General features: G+C 66.3%; 20 protein-coding genes. 10 read left to right on the top strand and 10 right to left on the bottom strand.

Annotated elements, in window-relative coordinates; translation table 11 throughout:
* Nucleotides 1-113: 113 nt before the first annotated feature.
* From ngg to mnmC, 4 genes are all read right to left on the bottom strand, one after another.
* Nucleotides 114-1853, bottom strand: a complete 1740-nt coding sequence (gene ngg, locus E8F12_RS15770) for an N-acetylglutaminylglutamine synthetase (protein WP_280326185.1) — start codon at nucleotides 1851-1853, stop codon at nucleotides 114-116.
* Nucleotides 1854-1857: 4 nt separating this feature from the next.
* The gene (locus E8F12_RS15765; protein ID WP_280326184.1) at nucleotides 1858-3627 is read right to left on the bottom strand and encodes an N-acetylglutaminylglutamine amidotransferase; all 1770 of its coding nucleotides are present in this window, start codon (nucleotides 3625-3627) and stop codon (nucleotides 1858-1860) included.
* Nucleotides 3628-3751: 124 nt separating this feature from the next.
* Nucleotides 3752-4501: a sulfite exporter TauE/SafE family protein gene (locus E8F12_RS15760; protein WP_280326183.1), complete on the bottom strand. Its 750-nt coding sequence runs from the start codon at nucleotides 4499-4501 to the stop codon at nucleotides 3752-3754.
* A gap of 2 nt (nucleotides 4502-4503) precedes the next feature.
* Complete coding sequence (gene mnmC / locus E8F12_RS15755) at nucleotides 4504-6471, bottom strand: bifunctional tRNA (5-methylaminomethyl-2-thiouridine)(34)-methyltransferase MnmD/FAD-dependent 5-carboxymethylaminomethyl-2-thiouridine(34) oxidoreductase MnmC (protein WP_280326182.1); 1968 nt, start codon at nucleotides 6469-6471, stop codon at nucleotides 4504-4506.
* Between the two features lie 149 nt (nucleotides 6472-6620).
* On the opposite strand from mnmC, the gene pap reads away from it, so the two are divergent.
* On the top strand, nucleotides 6621-8108 hold the full coding sequence (pap, locus tag E8F12_RS15750) for a polyphosphate:AMP phosphotransferase (RefSeq protein WP_280326181.1): 1488 nt from the start codon (nucleotides 6621-6623) through the stop codon (nucleotides 8106-8108).
* Nucleotides 8109-8210: 102 nt separating this feature from the next.
* Nucleotides 8211-9395 (top strand): thiolase family protein, encoded by a 1185-nt coding sequence (locus tag E8F12_RS15745; RefSeq protein ID WP_280326180.1) that lies wholly within the window; start codon nucleotides 8211-8213, stop codon nucleotides 9393-9395.
* A gap of 177 nt (nucleotides 9396-9572) precedes the next feature.
* On the opposite strand, the gene E8F12_RS15740 is transcribed toward E8F12_RS15745, so the two are convergent.
* Nucleotides 9573-9782 (bottom strand): DUF6316 family protein, encoded by a 210-nt coding sequence (locus E8F12_RS15740; RefSeq protein WP_280292411.1) that lies wholly within the window; start codon nucleotides 9780-9782, stop codon nucleotides 9573-9575.
* A gap of 208 nt (nucleotides 9783-9990) precedes the next feature.
* Here E8F12_RS15740 and E8F12_RS15735 point away from each other — a divergent pair, with 208 nt between their 5' ends.
* A complete protein-coding gene (locus E8F12_RS15735; RefSeq protein ID WP_280326179.1) occupies nucleotides 9991-10956 on the top strand; it encodes a DMT family transporter in 966 nt (321 codons plus the stop codon).
* A 413-nt stretch (nucleotides 10957-11369) separates the two neighbouring features.
* On the opposite strand, the gene E8F12_RS15730 is transcribed toward E8F12_RS15735, so the two are convergent.
* The 3 genes from E8F12_RS15730 to E8F12_RS15720 form a co-directional block, all read right to left on the bottom strand.
* Nucleotides 11370-11990 carry an NAD(P)H-dependent oxidoreductase gene (locus E8F12_RS15730; protein WP_280292409.1) on the bottom strand — a complete coding sequence of 207 codons (621 nt, stop codon included), beginning with the start codon at nucleotides 11988-11990 and terminating at the stop codon, nucleotides 11370-11372.
* On the bottom strand, nucleotides 11983-13377 hold the full coding sequence (locus E8F12_RS15725; protein ID WP_280326178.1) for a class II fumarate hydratase: 1395 nt from the start codon (nucleotides 13375-13377) through the stop codon (nucleotides 11983-11985). The genes E8F12_RS15730 and E8F12_RS15725 overlap by 8 nt, the downstream gene beginning before the upstream one ends.
* Nucleotides 13378-13449: 72 nt before the next feature.
* Complete coding sequence (locus tag E8F12_RS15720; protein WP_280326177.1) at nucleotides 13450-14460, bottom strand: DUF2804 domain-containing protein; 1011 nt, start codon at nucleotides 14458-14460, stop codon at nucleotides 13450-13452.
* Nucleotides 14461-14750: 290 nt separating this feature from the next.
* On the opposite strand from E8F12_RS15720, the gene E8F12_RS15715 reads away from it, so the two are divergent.
* The 5 genes from E8F12_RS15715 to E8F12_RS15695 all read left to right on the top strand — a co-directional run bounded on the left by E8F12_RS15715 (nucleotide 14751) and on the right by E8F12_RS15695 (nucleotide 19065).
* On the top strand, nucleotides 14751-15260 hold the full coding sequence (locus E8F12_RS15715; RefSeq protein ID WP_280326176.1) for a DUF2059 domain-containing protein: 510 nt from the start codon (nucleotides 14751-14753) through the stop codon (nucleotides 15258-15260).
* A 13-nt stretch (nucleotides 15261-15273) separates the two neighbouring features.
* Nucleotides 15274-15579 carry a BolA family protein gene (locus E8F12_RS15710; RefSeq protein WP_280326175.1) on the top strand — a complete coding sequence of 102 codons (306 nt, stop codon included), beginning with the start codon at nucleotides 15274-15276 and terminating at the stop codon, nucleotides 15577-15579.
* A gap of 135 nt (nucleotides 15580-15714) precedes the next feature.
* Nucleotides 15715-16650, top strand: a complete 936-nt coding sequence (locus tag E8F12_RS15705) for a rhodanese-related sulfurtransferase (protein WP_280326174.1) — start codon at nucleotides 15715-15717, stop codon at nucleotides 16648-16650.
* Nucleotides 16651-16688: 38 nt separating this feature from the next.
* Nucleotides 16689-17291 carry a DsbA family protein gene (locus tag E8F12_RS15700; protein ID WP_280326213.1) on the top strand — a complete coding sequence of 201 codons (603 nt, stop codon included), beginning with the start codon at nucleotides 16689-16691 and terminating at the stop codon, nucleotides 17289-17291.
* Complete coding sequence (locus E8F12_RS15695) at nucleotides 17284-19065, top strand: ABC transporter ATP-binding protein (protein ID WP_280326173.1); 1782 nt, start codon at nucleotides 17284-17286, stop codon at nucleotides 19063-19065. Before E8F12_RS15700 ends, E8F12_RS15695 begins: the two co-directional genes overlap by 8 nt.
* Nucleotides 19066-19196: 131 nt before the next feature.
* Here E8F12_RS15695 and E8F12_RS15690 read toward each other — a convergent pair whose 3' ends face one another.
* Both E8F12_RS15690 and E8F12_RS15685 read right to left on the bottom strand, forming a co-directional pair.
* Nucleotides 19197-20093 carry a class I SAM-dependent methyltransferase gene (locus E8F12_RS15690; protein WP_280326172.1) on the bottom strand — a complete coding sequence of 299 codons (897 nt, stop codon included), beginning with the start codon at nucleotides 20091-20093 and terminating at the stop codon, nucleotides 19197-19199.
* A 151-nt stretch (nucleotides 20094-20244) separates the two neighbouring features.
* On the bottom strand, nucleotides 20245-21342 hold the full coding sequence (locus E8F12_RS15685; protein WP_280326171.1) for a helix-turn-helix transcriptional regulator: 1098 nt from the start codon (nucleotides 21340-21342) through the stop codon (nucleotides 20245-20247).
* A 295-nt stretch (nucleotides 21343-21637) separates the two neighbouring features.
* Between E8F12_RS15685 and maiA the strand changes: the two genes are divergently transcribed.
* Together maiA and E8F12_RS15675 are read left to right on the top strand one after the other, a co-directional pair.
* A complete protein-coding gene (gene maiA / locus E8F12_RS15680; RefSeq protein ID WP_280326170.1) occupies nucleotides 21638-22303 on the top strand; it encodes a maleylacetoacetate isomerase in 666 nt (221 codons plus the stop codon).
* Between the two features lie 87 nt (nucleotides 22304-22390).
* A complete protein-coding gene (locus tag E8F12_RS15675; RefSeq protein WP_280326169.1) occupies nucleotides 22391-23800 on the top strand; it encodes an amino acid permease in 1410 nt (469 codons plus the stop codon).
* Nucleotides 23801-23817: the final 17 nt, after the last annotated feature.

Genomic DNA, 23817 nt, shown 5'->3' with positions numbered 1-23817 from the left:
TGGAGCCCTTTCCGTCGGATGGGGCGGGCGGTTTTCCGCGAGCAATGCGATACCCATCGGTTGCTCGGAGTGATGGGTATCGCTCCGCGAGCCCCGCGATACCCATCAGGGGATCAGGGCATTCGCGTCAACGGGAACAACAGGTCGATGAAGCGTTCCGCCGTCGGTTGCGGCTGGTGGTTGGCCAGGCCGACCCGTTCGTTGGCCTCGATCAGCACGTAGTCCGGCTGGTCGGCGGCCGGCACCAGCAGGTCCAGGCCCACCACCGGGATTTCCAGGGTGCGGGCGGCGAGGATGGACGCCTCGGCCAGGGCCGGGTGCAGAGTCGCAGTGACGTCTTCCAAGGTGCCACCGGTGTGCAGGTTGGCGGTGCGGCGCACGGCCAGGCGAGTGCCGGCGGACAGCACGTCGTCGTAGCCATGGCCCGCGGCACGCAGGGTGCGTTCGGTCTCGCCGTCCAGGGGGATGCGGCTCTCGCCCTGGGTGGCGGCCTGGCGCCTGCGGCTCTGGCGCTCGATCAACTGGAGCAAGGTGTGCTGGCCGTCGCCCACCACTTCGGCGGGGCGGCGGATGGCGGCGGCCACTACCTCGTAGTTGATCACCACCACCCGCAGGTCGAGGCCCTGGTGGTAGCTTTCCAGCAGCACCTGGCTGTCGAAGTGCTCGGCGTTGGCGATGGCGGTCTTCACTTCGTCGAGGCTGCGCAGGTCCACGGCAACGCCCTGGCCCTGCTCGCCGTTCACCGGCTTGGCTACCAGGCTGCCGTGTTCGGCGAGGAAGGCGGCGTTCTCCGCGTCGCTGCCGGCCAGGCACTGGGTTGGTTGGCGGATGCCGACCCGGGCCAGGGCGCGATGGGTCAGGCGCTTGTCCTGGCAGAGGGTCATTGTCACCGCGCTGGTGAGGTCGCTGAGGGACTCCCGGCAGCGGATGCGCCGGCCACCCTGGCTGAGGCTGAAGAGGCCGCCCTCGGCGTCGTCCACCTGCACCTCGATACCGCGGCGCAGGGCCTCGTCGACGATGATGCGGGCGTAGGGATTGAGCTCTGCTTCGGGACCGGGGCCGATGAACAGGGTCTGGTTGATGCTGTTCTTGCGCTTCACCGCGAAGGTGGCCAGGTCGCGGAAACCCAGCTTGGCGTAGAGCGCCTTGGCCTGGCGGTTGTCGTGCAGCACCGAGAGGTCGAGGTAGTTCAGCCCGCGGCTCATGAAGTGTTCCACCAGGTGTCGCACCAGGGCTTCACCCACGCCGGGGCGGCTGCATTGCGGGTCTACCGCCAGGCACCAGAGGCTGGAGCCGCCTTCGGGATCATGGAAGGCCTTGCGGTGGTTGAGGCCCATGACGGCGCCTATCACCTGGCCATCACGCTCATCCTCGGCCAGCCAATAGACCGGTCCGCCGAGGTGCAGGGGAGTGATGGCCTCTTGGTCCACCGGCAGCATGCCGCGGCAGCGGTAGAGCTGGTTGACCGCCAACCAGTCGGCATCGCTCTGCGCCCGGCGGATGCTGAAGCCGCGGAAGCCGCGGCGCGCCGGGCGATAGTCGGGGAACCAGAGGCGCAGGGTGTCGGAAGGATCGAGGAACAGTTGCTGCGGTGCCTGGGCCAGCACCTGCTGGGGCGCGGCGACGTACAGGGCGATGTCGCGCTCACCGGGCTGCTCGTCGAGCAACTCGCGGGCCAGGCTCGCCGGATCGGGGAAGGTGTGGCCGAGGAGCAGGCGGCCCCAGCCGCAGTGGAGTATCTGCGGCGTCTCGTGCGGCTCCTGGTGACCTTCGGCCAGTTGCGCCTGCAGGCGCTGGTAGGAGGGCGCCTGGCCACGCAGCAGCCGCTGGCTGTGCAGGGTATGGGCTTTCATCGGTTCAGAGTCCCTGTTGGTTGAGCCAGAGGTTGAGGGCGGCCATCTGCCAGAGCTTGGAGCCCCGCAGCGGCGTGATGTCTTCGGCCGGGCTGGCCAGCAAGCGCTCAAGCATGGCCGGCTGGAACAGGCCGCGATCCTGGCTCGGGTCCAGTAGCAGTTCGCTCACCCAGTCGCGGGTGCGGCCTTGCAGGTGCTTGAGGCCGGGGACCGGGAAGTAGCCCTTGGGACGGTCGATCACCTCATGGGGAATGACCTTGCGCGCCGCGGCCTTGAGCACCTCCTTGCCGCCGTCGCCGAGCTTGAAGCGGGAAGGGATGCGCGCCGACAGCTCGGCGACCCGGTAGTCGAGGAACGGCACCCGCGCCTCCAGACCCCAGGCCATGGTCATGTTGTCCACTCGCTTGACCGGGTCGTCCACCAGCATCACCGTGCTGTCCAGGCGCAGGGCCTTGTCCACCGGGTCGAGGGCGCCGGGGTGCTCGAAGTGCTGGCGGACGAAGTCGCCGGCCAGGTCGCCGCAGAGCCAGGCCGGTTGCACGGTGGCCTGGTACTCGGTGTGGCTGCGGTCGAAGAAGGCCGCACGATAGCTGTTGAACGGGTCGCTGGTGTCGGCCAGCGGCGGGTACCAGTGGTAGCCGCCGAACAGTTCGTCGGCGCCCTGGCCGCTCTGCACCACCTTGCAGTGCTTGGACACCTCGCGGGCGAGCAGGTAGAAGGCGATACAGTCGTGGCTGACCATGGGTTCGCTCATGGCGGCGAAGGCCTCGGGCAAGTGCTCCAGCACTTCGTGCTCGTTGATGCGCAGCTGCTGATGGCGGGTGCCGTAGTGGCGGGCGATCAGGTCGGAGTACTCGAACTCGTCGCCGCGCTCGCCGCCGGCATCCTGGAAGCCGATGGAGAAGGTGGCCAATTGCTCCACCCCGGTTTCCGCCAGCAGGCCGACCAGCAGGCTGGAGTCCACGCCACCGGAGAGCAGCACACCGACTTCGCGGGCGGCGCGTTGGCGGATCGACACGGCGTCGCGCAGGCTGGTCAGCAGCTGATCGCGCCAGTCTTCCAGGCCGAGTATCTGTTCCTCTTCGCGGGGGCCGTATTCCAGTTGCCACCAGGTGCCTTGGCTGCAGTTGCCGTCGGCGTCGATCTGCAGCCAGCCGGCCGGCGGCAGCTTCTCCACGCCCTTGACCAAGGTGCGCGGCGCCGGCACCACGGAGTGGAAGTTGAGGTAGAAGTTGAGGGCCTGCGGGTCCAGCGAGGTATCCAGGTCGCCACCCTGGAGCAAGGCCGGCAGGCTGGAGGCGAAGCGCAGGCGTTTGTCGCCCCGCGACAGGTAGAGCGGCTTGATGCCGAGGCGGTCGCGGGCGAGGAACAGGCGCTGGCTGTCGCGCTCCCAGATGGCCAGGGCGAACATGCCGTTGAGCCTGGGCAGCATGTCCTTGCCCCAGGCGTGCCAGGCCTTGAGCAGCACCTCGGTGTCACCGTCGGAATGGAAACGGTAACCCAGGGCCAGCAGCTCCTTGCGCAGTTCGGGGTAGTTGTAGATGGCGCCGTTGAACACCATGGCCAGTCCCAGTTCGGGGTCCAGCATGGGCTGCCCGGAGGCTTCGGCGAGGTCCATGATCTTCAGCCGTCGATGGCCCAGGGCGATCGGTCCCTGGCTGTGCAGGCCCCAGGCGTCTGGGCCGCGGGGTGCTAAGTGGTGGGTGATTCTATCGAGGGCGGCCAGGTCGGCCGGTTGCTTGTCGAAACGTAGTTCTCCAGATATGCCGCACATAAGTCCTTACCGGTGTTGCCGTTGGGGAGTCGGTGCCCGAAAAAAGGGCACTTAGGGGTCCGACCCCCATGGGCTACCGGTAGTTTTATATCGATTGATTATATGTAGCCGGGAAAGGGACCTTTCAGCCCACCAGCTTCTGCGCCGCCAGGGACAGGCTCACTGCCACCAGCATCAGGGCGAAGAGTCGCTGCAGCGTGGCGCCGCGCAGGCGCATGGCCAACTGATTGCCGCAGAGCACGCCGACGGCGCCGCCGGCTGCCAGGCCGCCCAGCAGGGCCATGGGCGGCTGGGCGCCAAGAAGGTAGAGGAAGAAGCCGCCGCCCGAGACCAGGGCGATCACCGCCATGGAGGTGGCGGTGGCGGCCAGCATCGACAGCGGGGTGAACCAGAGCAGCGCCGGCACTATGAGGAAGCCGCCACCCACGCCCATGACCCCGGACAGCAGCCCCACGCCTGCACCTATGGCGACCAGTGGCCCGCTGCGCAGCGGACCGGACTTGCCATGGGGCAGGCCGGCGCCGCGCCACATGCGCCAGGCGGACCAGAGCACCAGCAGGCAGAAACCGAGGATCAGCGCGAACTCGGGAATGAAGCGTCCCAGCCATTGGCCGACCGCGTTACCTGGCAGCCCACTCAAGGCGAGCAGTAGCACCGGGCGGCCGGCCACCTGGCCTTGGAAGGTGCGGGGAATGGCGCCAATGGCGGCGGACAGCGCCACAGCGCCGAGGCTAACGCCAATGGCGTCGCGCAGGGGTAGGTGCAGGCTGAGCAGCAGCGGCAGGGCGACCAGGGAGCCGCCGGCGCCGGTCAGACCGAGCAGCAGGCCGAGTACGGCGCCTATCCCCAGGGCTTCCAGCAGGAGCGGCTCCATACTCAGGCGCCCAGCCCGCGGATCAGGCGGCGCAGGGCAAAACGGTTGGGGTGGCAGGCCTCGGCCACGGCGCGCGGCACGGGCAGGGGCTCGTCGTCCAGCCAGGCAGCCAGCAGTTCGCCCGACAGCGGAGCGGTGATCAGCCCACGGGAGCCGTGGGCGCTGTTCACATAGAGGCCATCGAGCCAGGGCGCGGCCACCTCGGGCACCTGGCGCGCATCCTTGGCCAGCACGGCGTAGGCCTCGGCGAAGGCGGAGCTGTCCGCCAGGGGGCCGACTATGGGCAGGTAGTCCGGGGTGGTGCAGCGGAAGGCGGCGCGACCTTCGAGGCGGGCCGGGTCCAGCTCGGCGGCGTGCAGCCGGCGGCAGAGGTCCGGGGAGATCTCCTCCAGCAGTTCGAGGTTGCCGGCGTGTTCGGCGGCCGTGGGTGCCAGGTCGGTATTGTGGAAGTCGAAGCTGGCGCCGAGGGTGTGTTCGCCATCCCGCGGTGGCGCCACATAGCCTTCGGCGCAAACCACGGTGGCGAGATCCGCGCTTTCGGCGGTGGCCGGCAGCCGGCTGATCTGTCCGCGGATGCGTTTCAGCTGCAGGTCCGCTGCCTGGGGGAAGCGCAATACCTCGGCGGCGCCGGCCAGCACTGCCACGGGGGCGGCGGCGAGCAGCCGCTCCCCGGCACGGGCGCACCAGAGGTTGTCCTCGCGGCGTAGTTCCAGGGCTTCGCTGTGGGGCAGCAGGCGGATGTTCGGATGCCCGGCCAGCAGCCGGCACAGGGCCGGCGGGTGGACCCAGCCGGCCTCGGGGTAGAACAGGCCGCCAGCGGGCAGGGCGACCCCGGCCAGGGCTTGTGCCGTGGCCTGGTCCAGGCTGTGCAACAGGTCGTTAGGGAAGGCGTCGGCCAGTTTGGCCTGGCGCTGCGCTTCCTTGGCATCGAAGGCCAGTTGCAAGACGCCGCAGGCCTGCCAGTCGCGGCCCTGTTCCAGCCGCTGCAGCAACCGGCGGGTATGACCGAAGCCGCTGAGAATCAGGCGCGACAGCGGCGTGCAGTGGGCCGAGAGCTTGAGGTAGAGCACGCCCTGGGGATTGCCCGAGGCCTCCTGGGCGGGCTCGCCATGGCGCTCGAGCAGGGTCACCTGCCAGCCGCGCGCGGCGAGGCTGGCGGCCGTGGCGCAGCCGGCGAGGCCGGCGCCTATCACCAGGGCCTCGCGACGTTCAGGTGCGAAGCGCGGGCGGGCGTACCAGGGTTTGCTGTCGTCGTTGGCCTGGCCCTGGAACAGGCCACGGCTCATTTCCCACTTCTTGCCGAAGCCGGGGGTGCGTTTGATGGCGAAGCCGGCTTCTTTCAGCGCCCGGCGTACGAAGCCGGCGGCGGTGAAGGTGGCGAGCGTGGTGCCGGGGCCGGAGAGCCGCGCCAGCTGGGCGAAGAGGGCAGGGCTCCACATGTCCGGGTTCTTCGCCGGGGCGAAACCGTCGAGGAACCAGGCGTCCATGCGCGCGTCCAGCTCGGGCAGGCACTCCAGGGCATCGCCCACCAGCAGGGTCAGCACCACGCGCCCGGCGGCCAGGTTGATGCGCTGGAAGCCGGGGTGCACGGCGACGTACTGCTCCAGCAGTTGGGCCGCCAGGGGCGCCAGTTCAGGCCAGAGGGCGAGGGCGCGCTGCAGGTCACCGCGGGCCAGGGGGTACTTTTCCACACTGACGTAATGCAGCCGCGTCCCGGTCGGCGCGCATCGTTCGAACAGCTGCCAGGCACAGAGGAAGTTCAGCCCGGTGCCGAAGCCGGTTTCGCCGATGGTGAGTCGCCCGCCCGCCGGCAGCTCGGCGAAGCGCCGGGCCAGGTCGTTGCCGTTGAGGAAGACATGCCGGGTCTCATCGATGCCCGAGGCGGGGGAGAAATAGACGTCGTCGAATTCCCGCGAAAGCGGTTGGCCCTGTTCGTCCCAGTCGAGTTGGGCGTGGTGGAAATCGGACATGGGGGTTCCCGTGACTGCGAAGGGCGAATAGTAGCCGATCGGGGAGGGTGCCCGCCCGATGCATCGCGAATGAGTTCACTCCCACCAGTGGTCGCAGACAGCCTCTCGGCCTTCCGCTACCTTTTCCCCATCACGCCAAGGAGGTCTGCATGTTCGAATCCGCCGAAATCGGCCATTCAATCGACAAGGAAACCTATGACAAGGCCGTGCTGGAATTGCGCGAAGACTTGCTGGAGGCGCAGTTCGAGCTGCAGCAACGGGTGCACTTTCCCGTACTTATCCTCATCAATGGCATCGAGGGCGCCGGCAAGGGCGAGACCGTCAAGCTGCTCAACGAATGGATGGACCCGCGCCTGATCAACGTCGAGAGCTTTCTGCGCCCCACCGACGAAGAACTCGCGCGGCCGCCGCAGTGGCGTTTCTGGCGCAAGCTGCCGCCCAAGGGGCGGATCGGCATCTTCTTCGGCAACTGGTACAGCCAGATGCTCCAGGCCCGGGTCGAGGGCGATATCAAGGACGCCCGTCTGGACCAGGCCATCAACGATGCGGAAGACTTCGAACGCATGCTTTGCGATGAAGGCGCGCTGATTTTGAAATTCTGGTTCCACCTGTCCAAGAAGCAGCTCAAGGAGCGCCTCAAGGCCCTGGAGAAGGACCCCCAGCGCAGCTGGCAGCTCAACCCGCTGGACTGGAAGCAGAGCCAGGTCTACGACCGCTTCGTGCGCTTCGGCGAGCGCGTGCTGCGCCGCACCAGCCGCGACTACGCCCCCTGGTACGTGATCGAAGGTTCCGACGAGTATTACCGCAACCTGAGTGTCGGCCGCATCATCCTCGAAGGACTGCAGACCGCCCTCGCGCAGGAATCCGGCCGCAAGCCGCACACCCGTGCGGCGCCGCTCATGTCCAGCCTGGACAGGCGCAGCCTGCTGGACAGCCTCGACCTCAGTCGCAAGCTGGACAAGGACGACTACAAAGAGCAGCTCGCCACCGAGCAGGCACGCCTGAATGGCCTGATGCGCGACAAGCGCATGCGCGGCCACGCGCTGATGGTGGTATTCGAGGGCAACGACGCGGCCGGCAAGGGCGGAGCCATCCGCCGTGTCACCGGTGCGCTGGACCCCCGCCAGTACCGCACCGTGCCAATCGCCGCGCCCACCGAGGAGGAACGCGCCCAGCCCTACCTCTGGCGTTTCTGGCGACACGTGCCCGGTCGCGGCCAGTTCACCATCTTCGACCGCTCCTGGTATGGCCGCGTGCTGGTGGAGCGGGTAGAGGGCTTCTGCTCCCAGGCGGACTGGCTGCGCGCCTATGGCGAGATCAACGACTTCGAGGAGCAACTGCACAACTACGGCATCGTGCTGGTGAAGTTCTGGCTGTCAATCGACAAGGACACCCAGATGCAGCGTTTCAAGGAGCGCGAGGAGGTGTCCTTCAAGCGCTACAAGATCACCGAAGAAGACTGGCGCAATCGCGACAAGTGGGACCTCTACGTGGACGCCGTGGACGACATGGTGGACCGCACCAGCACCGAGATCGCGCCCTGGACCCTGGTGGAGGCCAACGACAAGCGCTACGCCCGGGTCAAGGTGTTGCGCACCATCAATGAAGCTCTGGAGAAGGCGTTCGCGGCGGACTGAACAGGATGGGCGCGCATACGCGGGATGAATGATCGTGGTGGGCGAGTATGGGCCGGAACTATGCTCGCTCCAGCTCCCATCCCAACCAGAACGAGGTGCGTCATGCGTGAAGTGGTGATAGTCGACAGCGTCCGGACCGGCCTGGCCAAGTCCTTCCGTGGCAAGTTCAACATGACCCGGCCGGACGACATGGCCGCTCACTGCGTGAACGCGCTGCTGGCGCGCAATGACCTGGACCCGGCGCTGGTGGACGACTGCGTGGTCGGCGCCGGCTCCAACGAAGGCGCCCAAGGCCACAATATCGGCCGCAACGTGGCGGTTCTATCGGGGCTGGGCATCGGCGTTGCCGGCATGACCCTCAACCGCTACTGCTCCTCGGGCCTGCAGGCCATCGCCATCGCCGCCAACCAGATCGCCTCCGGCTGCAGCGACGTGATGGTGGCCGGCGGGGTCGAGTCCATCACCCTGACCCTGAAGAGCATCAACCAGGACAACTTCGTCAATCCGCGGCTCAAGCTCGAACACCCCGGCATCTACTACCCCATGGGCCAGACCGCCGAGATCGTCGCGCGTCGCTATGGCGTCAGCCGCGAAGCCCAGGACCTCTACGCCCTGCAGAGCCAGCAGCGCACCGCCCGCGCCCAGGCCGAGGGCCTGTTCGATGACGAAATCGTGCCGATGAGCGTGACGTACTTCGTTGAAGACAAGGCCACCGGCGAGAAGCGCATCGTGGAAGGCGTGGTCGAGCGCGACGACTGCAACCGCGCCGACACCACCCTGGAAGGCCTGGCGTCCCTCAAGCCCGTGTTTTCCGAGGACGGCTCGGTCACCGCCGGCAACTCCTCGCAGCTGTCCGACGGCGCCTCCATGACCCTGCTGATGAGCCTGGACAAGGCGCTGGAGCTGGGTCTGAAACCCAAGGCATTCTTCCGTGACTTCGCCGTAGCCGGCTGCGAGCCGGACGAGATGGGCATCGGCCCGGTGTTCTCGGTACCCAGGCTGCTCAAGGCCAAGGGCCTGACCGTCGACGACATCGACCTCTGGGAACTGAACGAGGCCTTCGCCTCCCAGTGCCTCTATGCGCGCGACCGCCTGGGTATCGACAACGAGAAGTACAACGTCAACGGCGGCTCCATCTCCATCGGCCACCCCTTCGGCATGACCGGCTCGCGCCAGGTCGGCCACCTGGTGCGCGAACTGCGGCGCCAGGGCAAGCGCTACGGCATCGTCACCATGTGCGTGGGCGGCGGCATGGGCGCCACCGGCCTGTTCGAGGCCTATCGCTGAGTTTCACTCGGTGCCGGTCCTGTCGGGTGGAAACCGCTTTTCAATTCCACCATCGAGGTTGAGCTCACCTCTGTTGGTGGATCGATAAAGCGTGATCCACCCTACGAAAAGCGAAGCGTGAGCCATAAAAGAAAACCCGCGCCTGGCGCGGGTTCTTTCTTTTTTTGGGTGGGCGCTTCATCGACCCCGTAAGGCGAGTATGCCTTCGTACTGTTTCATGCGACGGATGTAGTAGGCGATTTCCCGTTCCGTATCCACACGGGTGAAGTAGGGCCCCTCCAGAGTGCCCTCCCGGGTGGAGAAGAAGTATTGCCCGTTCACGGCGCTGACACGCTCACTGCGATAGTGGGTGCCTGACGCCATGTCGGATGCGCGTCGACCGAACATCGGACCACCTCCGTTACCCATTGGCTATTTGAGTCTAATCAGCGCTGCCGGCCTTGCGCCGGGGCTCGACAAGCGGCCGTCGGGGCGACAGGTACAGTTGCGCGCCCGACAGGCTCGAAACTGTTCCTGTGCCCATGGCCCGCCCACTCCTAGAATGGCGTTCTTTGCCCGGCGCGCCGCCGCCTGGTCTTCCCCGCAGAGGCACCTCATGCATATCTCCTCCGGCCGTTGGCTCTACGGCCTGTTCCTCGCCCTGGTCACGGCTGTGCTCTGGGGGGTGTTGCCTATCTGGCTGAAAGAAGTGCTGCAGACCATGGACCCGGTGACCGTCACCTGGTACCGACTGGTCGTGGCCGGCTCGCTGCTGTTCCTCTACCTGGGCGCCAACCGCCGGCTGCCGGCGTTGCGCCCGCTGGGTGCGCGCGGCGGCTGGCTGCTGGCGCTGGCGGTGGGGGGACTCACCGGCAACTATGTGTTCTACCTGATGGGCCTGAACATGCTCAGCCCCGGTACCACCCAACTGGTGATCCAGGTAGCGCCCATCCTCTTCCTGGTGAGCAGCCTGTTCATCTTCAAGGAAAGCTTCAGCCTCGGGCAGACTTTCGGCCTCGTGGTGATGGTTCTGGGCTTCGGCCTGTTCTTCAACCAGCGCCTGGAGGAGCTGCTCACCTCCATGAGCCAGTACACCCTGGGGGTGCTGATCATCCTGCTGTCGGCCTTCGTCTGGACCTTCTACGGCCTGGCGCAGAAGCAGCTGCTGAGCCACTGGAGCTCGGCCCAGGTGATGATGGTGATCTACCTCGGCTGTGCTGCGCTGCTGACGCCCTGGGCCCACCCCATGCAAGCGCTCGAACTGAGCCAATTGCAGAGCTGGCTGCTGCTGGCCTGCTGCCTGAATACCCTGGTGGCCTACGGCGCTTTCGCCGAGGCGCTGGCGCACTGGGAAGCCTCGCGCGTCAGCGCGACCCTCGCCATCACCCCATTGGTGACCTTCGCCAGCGTGGCCTTTTGCGCCAGCATCTGGCCGGACCATGTGCAGCCGGAGGAGATCAACTGGATCGCATACGGCGGTGCGGTGTTCGTTGTGCTGGGTTCGGCCCTTACCGCCCTGGCACCGTCGCTGATGCGCAATTGGCGGGCACGGCGCGAGGCGGCGTTGATAGGCGGTGAATGACCATCGTTTGCCGGGGATTCCGCTGTTGGGCTTCGCTTCGCTCTGCCCAACCTACAAGAGCTGTGCGGGTGGCTGGATGCCTGTAGGTTGTGGCTGAGCTATGCGAAGCCCAACGTTTGCCGGGACAAGCGCACCAGCAGCGGGTGCCGGCCGGGGCGTTCGCTGTTGGGCTTCGCTTCGCTCTGCCCAACCTACAAGCGCTATGCGGGTGGCCGGATGTCTGTAGGTTGTGGCTGAGCTACGCGAAGCCCAACGTTTGCCGGGACAAGCGCACCAGCAGCGGATACCGGCCGGGGCGTTCGCTGTTGGGCTTCGCTTCGCTCTGCCCAACCTACAAGAGCTGTGCGGGTGGCTGGATGCCTGTAGGTTGTGGCTGAGCTACGCGAAGCCCAACGTTTACCGGGACAAGCGCACTAGCAGCGGGTGCCGAGAGTTTCGGCCTTGCGCAGCCAGGTCTGGCGCTGTTCCTCGGAGGACGGACGCACCGGCGAGAACTCGGTCAGGCGGCGGGTCTTGATGCCGCAGAAGCCGAGTATGGTGCGCACCATCTGGCGGTGCGCCGGGGCGCCATAGATCCAGCGGAAGTACCAGGGCGGGGTGTCCAGGGTCACCAGCAGATCCGCGGTGCGCCCGGTCAGCAGCTTGTCCCAGGCCTGGGACTGGCCGCGATAGCGGAAGGCGAAGCCGGGCAGGAACACGCGGTCGAAGAAACCCTTGAGCAGCGCCGGCAGGCCGCCCCACCAGACCGGATAGATGAACACCAGGTGCTCCGCCCAGTGGATCTGCCGCTGGGCTTCGAGTAGATCCGGCTCCAGGTTCTGGCTCTGGTCGTAGCCTTCGCGCAGGACCGGGTCGAACTGCATTTCGCCGAGCTTGAGCAGGCGGACCACGTGGCCTTCGCTGCGCGCGCCCTGGGCGAAGGCATCGCTCAGGGCATGGCACAGGCTGCCGCCCTTGGGGGTGCCGAGAATCATCAGGATGCGTTTGCCATCGCCTTCCAGCGGGGTGGCGCCGTGCTTCGCACCGTCAGCCATTTTGACCGGCCTCCAGCATGGTTTCCGGGCGGACCCAGGCGTCAAACTCTTCCTCCGTCAGGTAACCCAGGGCCAGGGCCGACTCGCGCAGGGTGGTGCCTTCGGCGTAGGCCTTCTTGGCGATCTGCGCGGCCTTGTCGTAGCCGATATGCGGGTTGAGGGCGGTGACCAGCATCAGGCCGCGCTCCAGGTGCTCGGCCATGCGCGCGGCATCCGGCTGCATGCCGGCCACGCAATGTTGCTGGAAGTTGCGGCAGCCGTCGCCGAGCAGGAGGATGGACTGCAGCAGGTTGTGCACGATGACCGGCTTGAACACGTTCAGTTGCAGGTGCCCCTGACTGGCGGCGAAGCCGATCGTGGTGTCGTTGCCCATGACCTGGCAGGCCAGCATCGACAGGGCCTCGCACTGGGTGGGGTTGACCTTGCCGGGCATGATCGAGCTGCCCGGCTCGTTCGCCGGCAGCCGCACCTCGGCCAGGCCGCCACGTGGGCCGGAGCCCAGCAGGCGCAGGTCATTGGCGATCTTCATCAGGGCCACAGCCAGGGTCTTGAGGGCGCCGGAGAGGTTCACCAGGGGTTCGTGGCCGGCCAGTGCGGCAAACTTGTTCGGCGCCGAGACGAAGTTCAGTCCGGAGAGCGCCGCCAGCTCGGCGGCCATGGCTTCGGCGAAATCGTGCGGAGCGTTGAGGCCGGTGCCCACCGCGGTACCGCCCTGGGCCAGCTGCAGGACCATAGGCAGCGCGCTGCGCAAGGCCTTGTCGGCGTAATCCAGCTGGGCGACGAAGGCGGACAGCTCCTGGCCGAAGGTGATGGGTGTGGCGTCCATCATGTGGGTCCGGCCGGTTTTCACCAGATGGGCGTGGCGAGCCGACTGCTCGGCCAGGCCGCCGGAGAGTTCGGCAATGGCCGGCAGCAGTTCGTGCTGTACCGCCTTGGCGATAGCGATGTGCATCGCGGTGGGGAAGCAGTCGTTCGAACTCTGGGCGAAGTTCACATGGTCGTTGGGGTGGACCGGGCTCTTGCCGCCACGGTTGCCAGTGGCCACTTCGTTGGCGCGGCCGGCGATCACCTCGTTGACGTTCATGTTGGTCTGGGTGCCGCTGCCGGTCTGCCAGACCACCAGGGGGAACTGGTTGTCGTGCTTGCCGGCCAGTACTTCGTCGGCGGCCTGCTCGATCAGCCGGGCGACGTCAGGCGGCAGGTCGCCATTGCGGCCGTTGACCCGCGCGGCGGCCTTCTTGATCAGGGCCAGGGCGTGCACCACGGGCAAAGGCATGCGCTCGCTGCCTATCGCGAAGTTTTCCAGCGAGCGTTGCGTCTGGGCTCCCCAGTAAGCGTCCTCGGCGACCTCCACGGGTCCCAGGCTGTCGGTTTCTGTGCGGCTCATTTGGATCGGCTCCGGCTATTGATTCCGCAGTTTAGGCCCTATCCCCGGCACTCGGTTCAACCGTTCGGGCAATTACCAGCGCGCATGGGTCGCGCCCAGCCAGCCAAGGGCGTTGGTTACCGGTACGCATTCGCCGTCCGGACTGCGCAGCACGCCGTCGAAACGGCCGAACCACTGCCGCGTGTCGGCGTAGAACGGCCCCAGGCGCGGGCATGCCTGGTGCAGCTGGCGCGGGGTGAAGGTCAGCTCCACGCGGCGACAGGCGGTGGTCAGACGCCAGGGGGCCAGGGGTGCATTCGGCTCCTGGTCGATACGCACCGGACGGTCCAGTTTGGCCAGTCGGCCGCCGAACCAGAGGGCGTTCTCGGTCAGCCCGCTGGAGTCGGTCCAGCCGGAGCCGAAGTTGCCGGCGATGCCGCCTGGCGCGGCGAAGGCGGCCCGCGTCCAGTGGCTGTGGAGGGGCCAGACGCCGCGGCCGAAGTCCAGGGAAGCGAAACTCAGGCCTGAGCTGCATTCATAGTGGCGCTCGCCCAATCGCAGGCTGCCGCTGATCGGCAGGCCGAGCTGGCGGCTGGTGGCATGGAAGCAGCGCCCGGGGAGGGGGGCCACCAGGTTCACTGAGTCCAGGTGGGCGGGGCGCAGCACGTCCAGGGCGGCCTGCAGCGGCTGGCCGCCGATGTCCGGGGCCTCGACCCGCAGGCTCAAGCGGCCGGGGTGCGCATCCATCCGGATCTGCAGGCGCGGGTGCTGGAAACTGTGGCTTTCCAGAGGGCTGTTCGGCAGTTGGCAGCCGCGGGCGAAGGCGCGCAGCTGGGTGTGGGCGACGGCCCTGCCGCTGTCGAGGTCGAGGAAATAGGCGGCGCCGTAGCCCAGGTAGTCGAGGTCGGCGATGGTCAGCGAGAGCATCCAGCGCGGGGTGGTGATGCACCAGTGGTTCCAGCGCTTGCGCCGGCCGAAGTGGCCGGGGATGGCATAGTCCAACCGGGGGCGGCTGGACCAGCCGACGGCTGCGGGCAAGAGTTTGCCGTGGGCGTCGCAGAGCGCGGAAACCCCAGGCGGCAGGGAGGAGATATGGCTATTCATCGAGCACGTCCATGTGTGTGCGGAGCCCGGTAGCTGTGGGAAGCCGGCTACAACCTCATCGGAAACTCCGCCGATGGGCACGATAAATTCTCAAACCGGCACAGCATGCCCAGCGGGTCGAAGCATGGGCAAGTGATGGCGTTTTGACAACTGTTTCGTGGAGTGCGCTATCGCACATTTTCGCCTCTGTGTTGTCGAAAAAAGCCGCCGCTTGAGCCCGATATCGCCTTGAGCGCAGAATGACCAACCCCGGGGCAACCCCCTGTTCCCTGCCCAGACAAGGATTCCCAATGACCAAGCTTCGCGTTCTCTGCACTGCCGTACTGCTGGCTTGCGCCAGTGGCCAGGTCCTGGCCGATGCCGCCAGCCACGCCGCCGATGCCGAGCGCTTCCTCAAGCTCGCCCGCGCCGACAAGCTCACCGTTCCGGTCTATGCCCAGGTTCAGCAGATGTTCGAGCAGCGCTTCGAGCAGACCAAGGCGCCGGCTGCCAAGAAGGCCACCCTGGAGAGCTACCAGGCCAAGGCCAACGCCGCCCTGGACAAGGCCGTCGGCTGGGACAAGCTGAAACCCGAACTGGTGAAGATCTACACCAGCAACTTCTCCGAGAGCGAACTCAAGGAACTGATCGCCTTCTATGAATCCCCCTTGGGCAAGAAGGTGCTGGAAAAGATGCCGGCCCTGACCCAGCAGTCCGCCCAGCTGACCCAGAGCCGACTGGAAGGCGCGGTGCCCGAGGTCAACAAGCTGCTCAGCGACATGACTAGCGAGCTGGCGCCCCAGGACAAGAAGAAGCCCTGAGCGGAGTGATCCGATGTCCATGCAAGACCGCATCCTGACCGCCCTGGCGGCCCTCGAGCCCCAGCACCTCGAAGTGTTCGACGAGAGCCATATGCACAGCCGCGGCCTGGAAACCCACTACAAGGCGGTGATCGTCAGCCCGGTGTTCGCCGGGCTGAACGCCGTCAAGCGTCACCAGAAGGTCTACGCCAGCCTCGGCGAGCTGATGGGGCAGTTCCATGCCCTGGCCCTGCACACCTACACGCCCGAGGAATGGGCGGAGCAGGGCGCCGCGCCGGATTCGCCGACTTGCAAGGGCGGCAGCAAGCACGACCATTGATCCCTGAGACCTTTTCACGCAGCCAGTCGGCTGCGGCTTTTTGATAGACTTCGCACCGCGCCGGCCTAGCCGGCGCAGTCGTTTCTATCACCCGGTCCGCCCTTTACGCGGGCGACCACTGGAGGAAGTACCCGCATGACCCAGATCGTTGTTGCGGCGCTGTACAAGTTCGTCACCCTGAAGGACTACGTCGCGCTGCGCGAACCCCTGCTCCAGACCCTGCTGGACAACGGCGTCAAAGGCACCCTGCTGCTGGCCGAGGAAGGCATCAATGGCACCGTGTCCGGCACCCGTGACGGCATCGACGCGCTGCTCGCCTGGCTCAAGGTCGACCCGCGCCTGGCCGACCTCGATCACAAGGAATCCTATTGTGACGAGCAGCCGTTCTACCGCACCAAGGTCAAGCTGAAGAAAGAGATCGTCACCCTCGGCGTGCCGGGCGTGGACCCGAACCAGCAGGTCGGCACCTATGTCGAGCCGAAGGACTGGAACGCCCTGATCAGCGACCCCGAAGTCCTGCTGATCGACACCCGCAACGACTATGAAGTGGCCATTGGCACCTTTGAGGGTGCTGTCGATCCAAAGACCAGGTCCTTTCGCGATTTTCCCGAGTACATCGAGGCCCACTACGACCCGGCCGTGCACAAGAAGGTGGCGATGTTCTGCACCGGCGGCATCCGCTGCGAGAAGGCGTCCAGCTACATGCTCGGCCAGGGCTTCGAAGAGGTTTTCCACCTCAAGGGCGGCATCCTCAAGTACCTGGAGGAAGTGCCCCAGGAAGAAACCCTCTGGCGTGGCGACTGCTTCGTCTTCGACAACCGCGTGACCGTGCGCCACGATCTGACGGAAGGGGACTTCGACCAGTGCCATGCCTGCCGTAACCCCATCTCGGTGGAGGAGCGCCAGTCGGAGCACTACGCGCCGGGCATCAGTTGCCCGCACTGCTGGGACAGCCTGAGCGAGAAGACCCGCGCCGGCGCCCGCGAGCGGCAGAAGCAGATCGAGCTGGCCAAGGCCCGCAACCAGCCCCATCCGATCGGCCGCGACCCGCGCCAAGCAATGGAGAATTGAGTGTGTCCAAGGCCCGCCTGCTCTATGTGATGGATCCCCTGTGTTCCTGGTGCTGGGGTTTCGCCCCGGTAGTCGAAGCCCTAGCCTCGCAAGCCGCGGCCGCCGGTGTGCCGCTGCGCCTGGTGGCGGGCGGTCTGCGCACCGGGCAGGGCGCGGCGCTGGACGGCCACACCAGGCGCTACATTCTTGAGCATTGGCAGGCGGTCAACCAGGCCACCGGGCAACCTTTCCGCTTCGACGGCGCGCTCCCCGAGGGGTTCGTCTACGACACCGAGCCCGCCTGCCGCGCCCTGGTGGTGGCCCGCGGGCTCACCCCGGAACTGGCCTGGCCGCTGGTCAGGCTGATCCAGCACGCCTTCTACGCCGAGGGGCGTGACGTAACCCAGGCCGCCACCCTGGTGGCGCTGGCGGAGCAGGCCGGCATTCCGCGCATCGAGTTCGCCGATGCCTTCGACGGCGCCGCCGCCCATGAGGCGACCGCCGCCGACTTCACCTGGGTACAGGATCTGGGTATCGCCGGTTTCCCCACCCTGCTGGCCGAGCGCGACGGTCAGTTGGCGTTGCTGACCAACGGCTACCAGCCGCTGGACGAGCTGGCGCCGTTGCTGGGCCGCTGGCTGGAGCGGGGCTGCCATGCCTGATCGCTTGAGCTGGGCGGAAATCCGCCGTCTGGCCTTGCGCCACAAGAAGGCCCTCTGGCTGGCCAACCTCGCCGCAGTGCTGGCCACGCTCTGCAGCGTGCCCATCCCGCTGCTGCTGCCCCTGCTGGTGGACGAAGTGCTGTTGCAGCGGGGCGACGCCGCGCTGCGCTTCATGGATCACTTCCTGCCCCAGCCCTGGGAAAAAGCCGTCGGCTATATCGGCCTGATGCTTCTGACCACCCTGGTGCTGCGTGGTATGGCCCTGGTGTTCAACGTCCTGCAGGCGCGGCTGTTCGCGCGGCTGGCCAAGGACATCGTCTATCGCATCCGCATCCGTCTGATTGAGCGGTTGAAGCGCATTTCCCTGGGCGAGTACGAAAGCCTGGGGGGCGGCACCGTCACTGCCCACCTGGTGACCGACCTGGACACCCTCGACAAGTTCGTCGGCGAGACCCTGAGCCGCTTCCTGGTGGCCGTGCTCACTCTCACCGGCACGGCGGCCATTCTGGTCTGGATGCACTGGCAGCTGGCCCTGCTGATCCTGCTGTTCAACCCGCTGGTGATCTACTCTACGGTGCAGCTGGGCAAGCGGATCAAGCACCTGAAGAAGCTGGAGAACGACAGCACGTCCCGCTTCACCCAGGCGCTGACGGAAACCCTGGAAGCCATCCAGGAAGTGCGTACCAGCAACCGCCAGGGCTTCTTCTTCGGCCGCCTCGGCCAGCGTGCCCAGGAAGTCCGCGACTACGCCGTGGCGTCCCAATGGAAGAGCGACGCCGCGGGGCGCACCAGCGGCCTGCTGTTCCAGTTCGGCATCGACTTCTTTCGCGCCGCGGCCATGCTCACGGTGCTTTTCTCCGACCTCTCCATTGGCCAGATGCTGGCGGTGTTCAGCTACCTCTGGTTCATGATCGGCCCGGTGGAGCAGCTGCTGGGCCTGCAATATTCCTACTATGCCGCCGGCGCCGCCCTGGGCCGGATCAACGAATTGCTGGAGCGCGCCGACGAACCCCAGTACAAGCCCAGCGTCGACCCGTTCAAGGGGCGCGAGACCGTCGGCATCGAGGTCAAGGGCCTGCGTTTCGCCTATGCCGAGGAGCCGGTGCTGGACGGCCTCAATCTGTCCATCGCGCCCGGCGAGAAGGTGGCCATAGTCGGCGCCAGCGGCGGTGGCAAGAGCACCCTGGTGCAGCTGCTGCTGGGGCTCTACCGTGCCCAGGCGGGCGGTATCCGCTATGGCGGTTGCCGGCTGGAGGAGATCGGCCTGGCCGAGGTGCGCGACAACGTCGCCGTGGTCCTGCAGCATCCGGCGCTGTTCAACGACAGCGTGCGCGCGAACTTGACCATGGGGCGCGAACGCAGTGACGACGCCTGCTGGCGCGCGCTGGAGATCGCCCAACTGGCCGACACCATTCGCAGCCTGCCGAGCGGCCTGGACAGCGTGGTCGGCCGTTCCGGGGTGCGTCTTTCCGGCGGCCAGCGGCAACGCCTGGCCATCGCCCGCATGGTGTTGGCCGAGCCCAAGGTGGTGATCCTCGACGAAGCCACCTCGGCCCTGGACGCCGCCACCGAATACGCCCTGCACCAGGCCCTGGGGACCTTCCTCAATGGCCGCACCACGCTGATCATCGCCCACCGTCTTTCGGCGGTTAAGCAGGCGGACCGGGTATTGGTCTTCGATGGCGGGCATATCGCCGAAGACGGCGACCACCAGCAGCTGATCGCTGAAGGGGGGCTCTACGCCAAGCTCTATGGGCACCTGCAGCAAGGTTGAAGCTCGATCCAGGCACTGTGAGCGAATTCATTCGCGATGGGGCACGCAGTTCCCCGTTGGGATTTCAGCGCAGGCCTGCGGCCTGCTTCGCGAATGAATTTGCTCCTGCAAGGTGCAAGGGGCGTGTCCGCTCAGCCGTACTTCACCGCTTCGAGGAAGACGATGCGCTGGCCGATATCGTGGAACACCCGCGCCGAGGCGATCTGGTTGTAGTCGACGCCGTCCAGCAGGCCAAGCATCTGCGCGTCGAGACGGTAGCGCGGGCGCCAGTCCAGCAGCCCTTCGAGGAAGGCGATGGCGGCGATGCCGGGGCGGAAGTTGGCGAGCAGCAGTCGGCCGCCCGGGCAAACGGCCTGGAATAGCTGGTAGACCAGGCGTTCGCAGCGGCGGTCGTCCAGCAGTTCGGTCACCCCGGCCGAATACACCAGGTCGTAGCCGTTGAAATCGTATTGGCCCGCCAGGAGCTGCTCCAGACTGCCTTGGCGGGTCGTCACACCCAGCGCAGCGTAACTGCTGCGCACCGTTTCCAGGCGTGCCCGATCATCGTCGAACACCAGCATCTCGCCGTAGCGCCCGTTGCGCAGTTCGCGGGCCAGCTCGGCCTCGCGAAAGTGGCCGCCAGCGATGCACAGCATGCGGGCGCCCTTGCCGGCCTGCTGGCAGGTTTCATCCAGGGCGCGGGCGAGCATCCGGCGCCGGCAGCGCAGGGCACGGGCCGCCTGCGCGCTGGTGGCGAGATCGAAGAGCTGATGGATGCGCTCCTCGGGCAGGTCGCGCAGGGCGTCGGATTCCACGCCGTACAGGTAGTCCAGCAGCAGGGGGTTGCCGCAGCGCAGACCAGGGCTGGGCAGTTTTCGTGTGGGGAAAGGCAGGATATTGCTCGGTGGTGGTTCCGCTTGCCTGACGGGCGTTGGCTTGTCGAGCATGAAACGCTCACGCTCGGCCCTGATGCGCGCCAGTTCCTGACTGAGTTCTTGTTGTTCCTCGAGGCTTTTCCGCAACTCTTCCGGTTCGCTGATCTCTTCCACAGGCCACCTCCAATGGCTAGGTGTGGGCTCCTCGACCCGTCACGCGGGATGCAGGCGGACATTCATTCCGCATAAAACATTAGTAGATGGCCATATGCCTGCCATCATTCAGTTAGATGAAAACGCAATTTCGGTGCAGGGGAGATAGCGCTCAAATTCCCTGCAAGCGGGCAAAGAGATTGATCAGCTCTGACTGGCGTTCGGTTTCGGTCTTGCGGAATAACGCACGCAACTGGCTGCGAATGGTGTTGATCGAAACCCGCAGGCGCAGGGCACAGGCCTCGGGCGTCAGGCCCTGGGCCAGGAGTTCCGCCAGGCGCCGTTCCGCCGGAGTGAGCTGGAACAGCTCGGCCAGCAATTGGCTTTGCAGCTGGTTCTCCAGCAGGGCCAGGAGCACCAGCGGCCCCTGTTGCCTGGCGGTCATGGCTGCCACTTCCGACACCGGGGTCACCAGAAGCTGGCTAGGCGGCTCGTCGACCAAGGGCAGCCAGCCGGCGCGGCGCTTGCCTTTGTGGCCAGCAGCCTGGCGGATCAGGGCTTGCAGCCGGCCATCCAGCGCCTTGCCATGCAGCCGCCCCTGACGACCCTGCAAGGCGAATTGCGGCTGGACCAGGCGTTGCTCTGCCTGGCGGTTGCAGTAGAGCACGCGCCCCTCGGTATTCAGCAGCCAGACCGGCGCGGGGTGGCGATCCAGCAGCAGGTCGCGCCTGGCCAGCTCCAGCTCCAGCGCCTGCAGGCGGTTGGACATTTTCGCCGCCCGCAACAGGTGGGGGCTGAGGCGTGTCAGCAGGTCGCGTTGCGGCATCTCTGGCGAGCGTGCTCCCACCGCTGTCAGCAATGACAGGTAGACGCCGGAATCCGCCTGCTCATGCAGCTTGATGCAGGAGATGTTGTTCATGCCGAAGGGGATGTGGAATTCCTGGTAATAGGGATCGCGCTGGATGCGTCGCGGGCCGAGGTCTTCCAGGTCGTGGTACCAGCTGCCCACGGGGCGCGGTACCAGCACCTCCTTGGCCGGGTCGTACTGGTGGTAGTGGCTGTTGTAGACCTCCACGCTCGCCGGGTCGCAGAGGTGCACCGAGGTGACATGTGGACGCCGTTCGCGCTGGTCGAGGAAGAGTAGGGCGCCCATCTGGTGGCCGGTGCTGGCGACCAGGTGTTCCAGCAGCGGCCGCCAGGCACCTTCGTCCAGCACGCACTCGTAGCAGAGGTTGACCAGGTCGTCGTAGAGCTCGTCCATTTGCGGCATGCGCGGCGTCCTTGCGAGATTGATGGCGCGTTGCCTTCATATCGCACGGGCAAGGGCGCGTTGGAAATTGCCGCTGGTCGGCCTGTCGCGTGCTGGGCTGGCAGCCTGGCTGAACGCCCTGTCAAGAAAACCTTACGTTGGCGAGGCGCCTGGCAGGCGGTGTCGCCGGCCAGTGGTGGCTGTAAGGATTACTTTCCGGATTGACCGCCCGGCGCGCCGCAAGGGCCGATTCCGCGACTTGTTCGTCTGGCGCTGCCAGAGTGAGATGGCGCAAACAAAAAATCGGCCCAATGCCATGAATACCGAACTCACGCTCTACGGCTACTGGCGCTCCAGCGCTGCATACCGGGTCCGCATCGCCCTCAACCTCAAGGGGCTGGCCTACCGCCAGGAGCCGGTCCACCTGGTCAAGGACGGCGGCCAGCAGCACCTGCCGGCTTACCGCGAACTCAACCCCCAGGGCCTGCTGCCGCTCCTGGTGGACGCCGGCCATGCCGGCGGTGAAGTGCGTATCGCCCAGTCCCTGGCCATCCTCGAATACCTCGAGGAAGTCTTTCCCGTGCCGGCTCTGCTGCCTGCCGACCCGGCCCTGCGGGCCCAGGTCCGGGCCCTGGCCATGCATATCGCCTGCGATGTGCACCCGCTGAACAACCTGCGGGTGCTGCAGTACCTCAAGGCCGAACTGGGCGTGGCCGACGAAGCCAAGGACGCCTGGTACCGCCACTGGATCGCCTTGGGCCTCACGGCTGTGGAAAAGGGCCTGGAGGCCTTTGGTGGCAAGCTCTCCCTGGGCAGCCGGCCCGGCTACCTGGAGGCCTGCCTGATTCCCCAGCTCTATAACGCGCGACGCTTCGACTGTGACCTGTCGGGCTATCCGCGCATCCTCGATATCGCTGCGCGTTGTGAAGCCCTCGAGGCGTTCAGGAATGCCGCTCCGGAGGTGCAGCCAGACGCGCAGTAACCAAAGGTCTATCCGCCTTGCGAACTTCCGCCGGACCACAAGCCCGGCGGGTGAAATCCCGTCACGACAACAACAAAAGGTGACGCAATGAGTGACATGCAACACTCGGGCGAGCTTCAACGCGGCCTGAAGAATCGCCATATCCAGTTGATCGCCCTCGGCGGCGCCATCGGTACCGGACTTTTCCTCGGCTCGGCCGGGGTGCTCAAGTCCGCCGGCCCCTCGATGATCCTCGGCTACGCCATCTGCGGCTTCATCGCCTTCCTGATCATGCGCCAGCTTGGCGAGATGATCGTCGAAGAACCGGTGGCCGGCTCTTTCAGCCATTTCGCCCACAAGTACTGGGGCGGCTTCGCCGGCTTCCTGTCCGGCTGGAACTGCTGGGTGCTCTACACCCTGGTCGGCATGTCCGAGCTGACGGCCGTGGGCAAGTACATCCACTTCTGGTGGCCCGAAGTACCGACCTGGGCCACGGCCGCGGTGTTCTTCCTGGTGGTCAACGCCATCAACCTGGCCAACGTGAAGCTGTTCGGCGAAGCCGAGTTCTGGTTCGCCATGATCAAGGTGGTCGCCATCGTCGGCATGATCGTCCTCGGCTGCTGGATGCTGTTCAGCGGTAGCGGTGGCGAGCAGGCCGCCGTGAGCAACCTCTGGGAGCACGGCGGCTTCTTCCCCAACGGCGTCAGCGGGCTGGTGATGGCCATGGCCTTCATCATGTTCTCCTTCGGCGGCCTGGAAATGCTCGGCTTCACCGCCGCGGAGGCCGACAAGCCGAAGCAGGTGATTCCCAAGGCGATCAACCAGGTCATCTACCGCATCCTGATCTTCTATGTCGGCGCCCTGGTGGTGCTGCTTTCGCTGAGCCCCTGGGACGCGCTGCTGGCGTCCATCAACAGCGCGGGCGATCCTTACAGCGGCAGCCCCTTCGTGAAGATCTTCGCGCTGATCGGCAGCGACACCGCCGCCCACCTGCTGAATTTCGTGGTGCTCACCGCCGCGCTGTCGGTCTACAACAGCGGCACCTACTGCAACGGCCGCATGCTGCTTGGCCTGGCCGAGCAGGGCGACGCCCCGCGTTCCCTGGCCAAGGTGGACAAGCGCGGCGTGCCGGTGCGTTCGCTGCTGGTGTCGGCCGTGGTGACCTTCCTCGCCGTGATCGTCAACTACGTGGTTCCGCATAATGCGCTGGAGCTGCTGATGTCCCTGGTGGTGGCCGCCCTGGTGATCAACTGGGCGATGATCAGCTACTCCCACCTGAAGTTCCGCCAGCGCATGGAAAAAGACGGCGTGCGTACCGGCTTCCGCGCCTTCTGGTTCCCCATGGGCAACTACCTGTGCCTGGGCTTCGTGGTCTTCATCCTCGGCATCATGCTGATGATCCCGGGCATCCAGGTGTCGGTGTACGCCATCCCGGTCTGGCTGCTGGTGATGTGGGGCTGCTACCGCCTGAAGCTGTCCAGCGCGGCCAAGGCGCGCCAGGCCTACGCGGCCGGCTGATCCTCGTCCCGCTCCAA

The sequence above is a fragment of the Pseudomonas sp. BN102 genome, assembly GCF_029871245.1.
Classification (GTDB): domain Bacteria; phylum Pseudomonadota; class Gammaproteobacteria; order Pseudomonadales; family Pseudomonadaceae; genus Metapseudomonas.
This window is presented reverse-complemented; position numbering and strand designations above follow the sequence as displayed.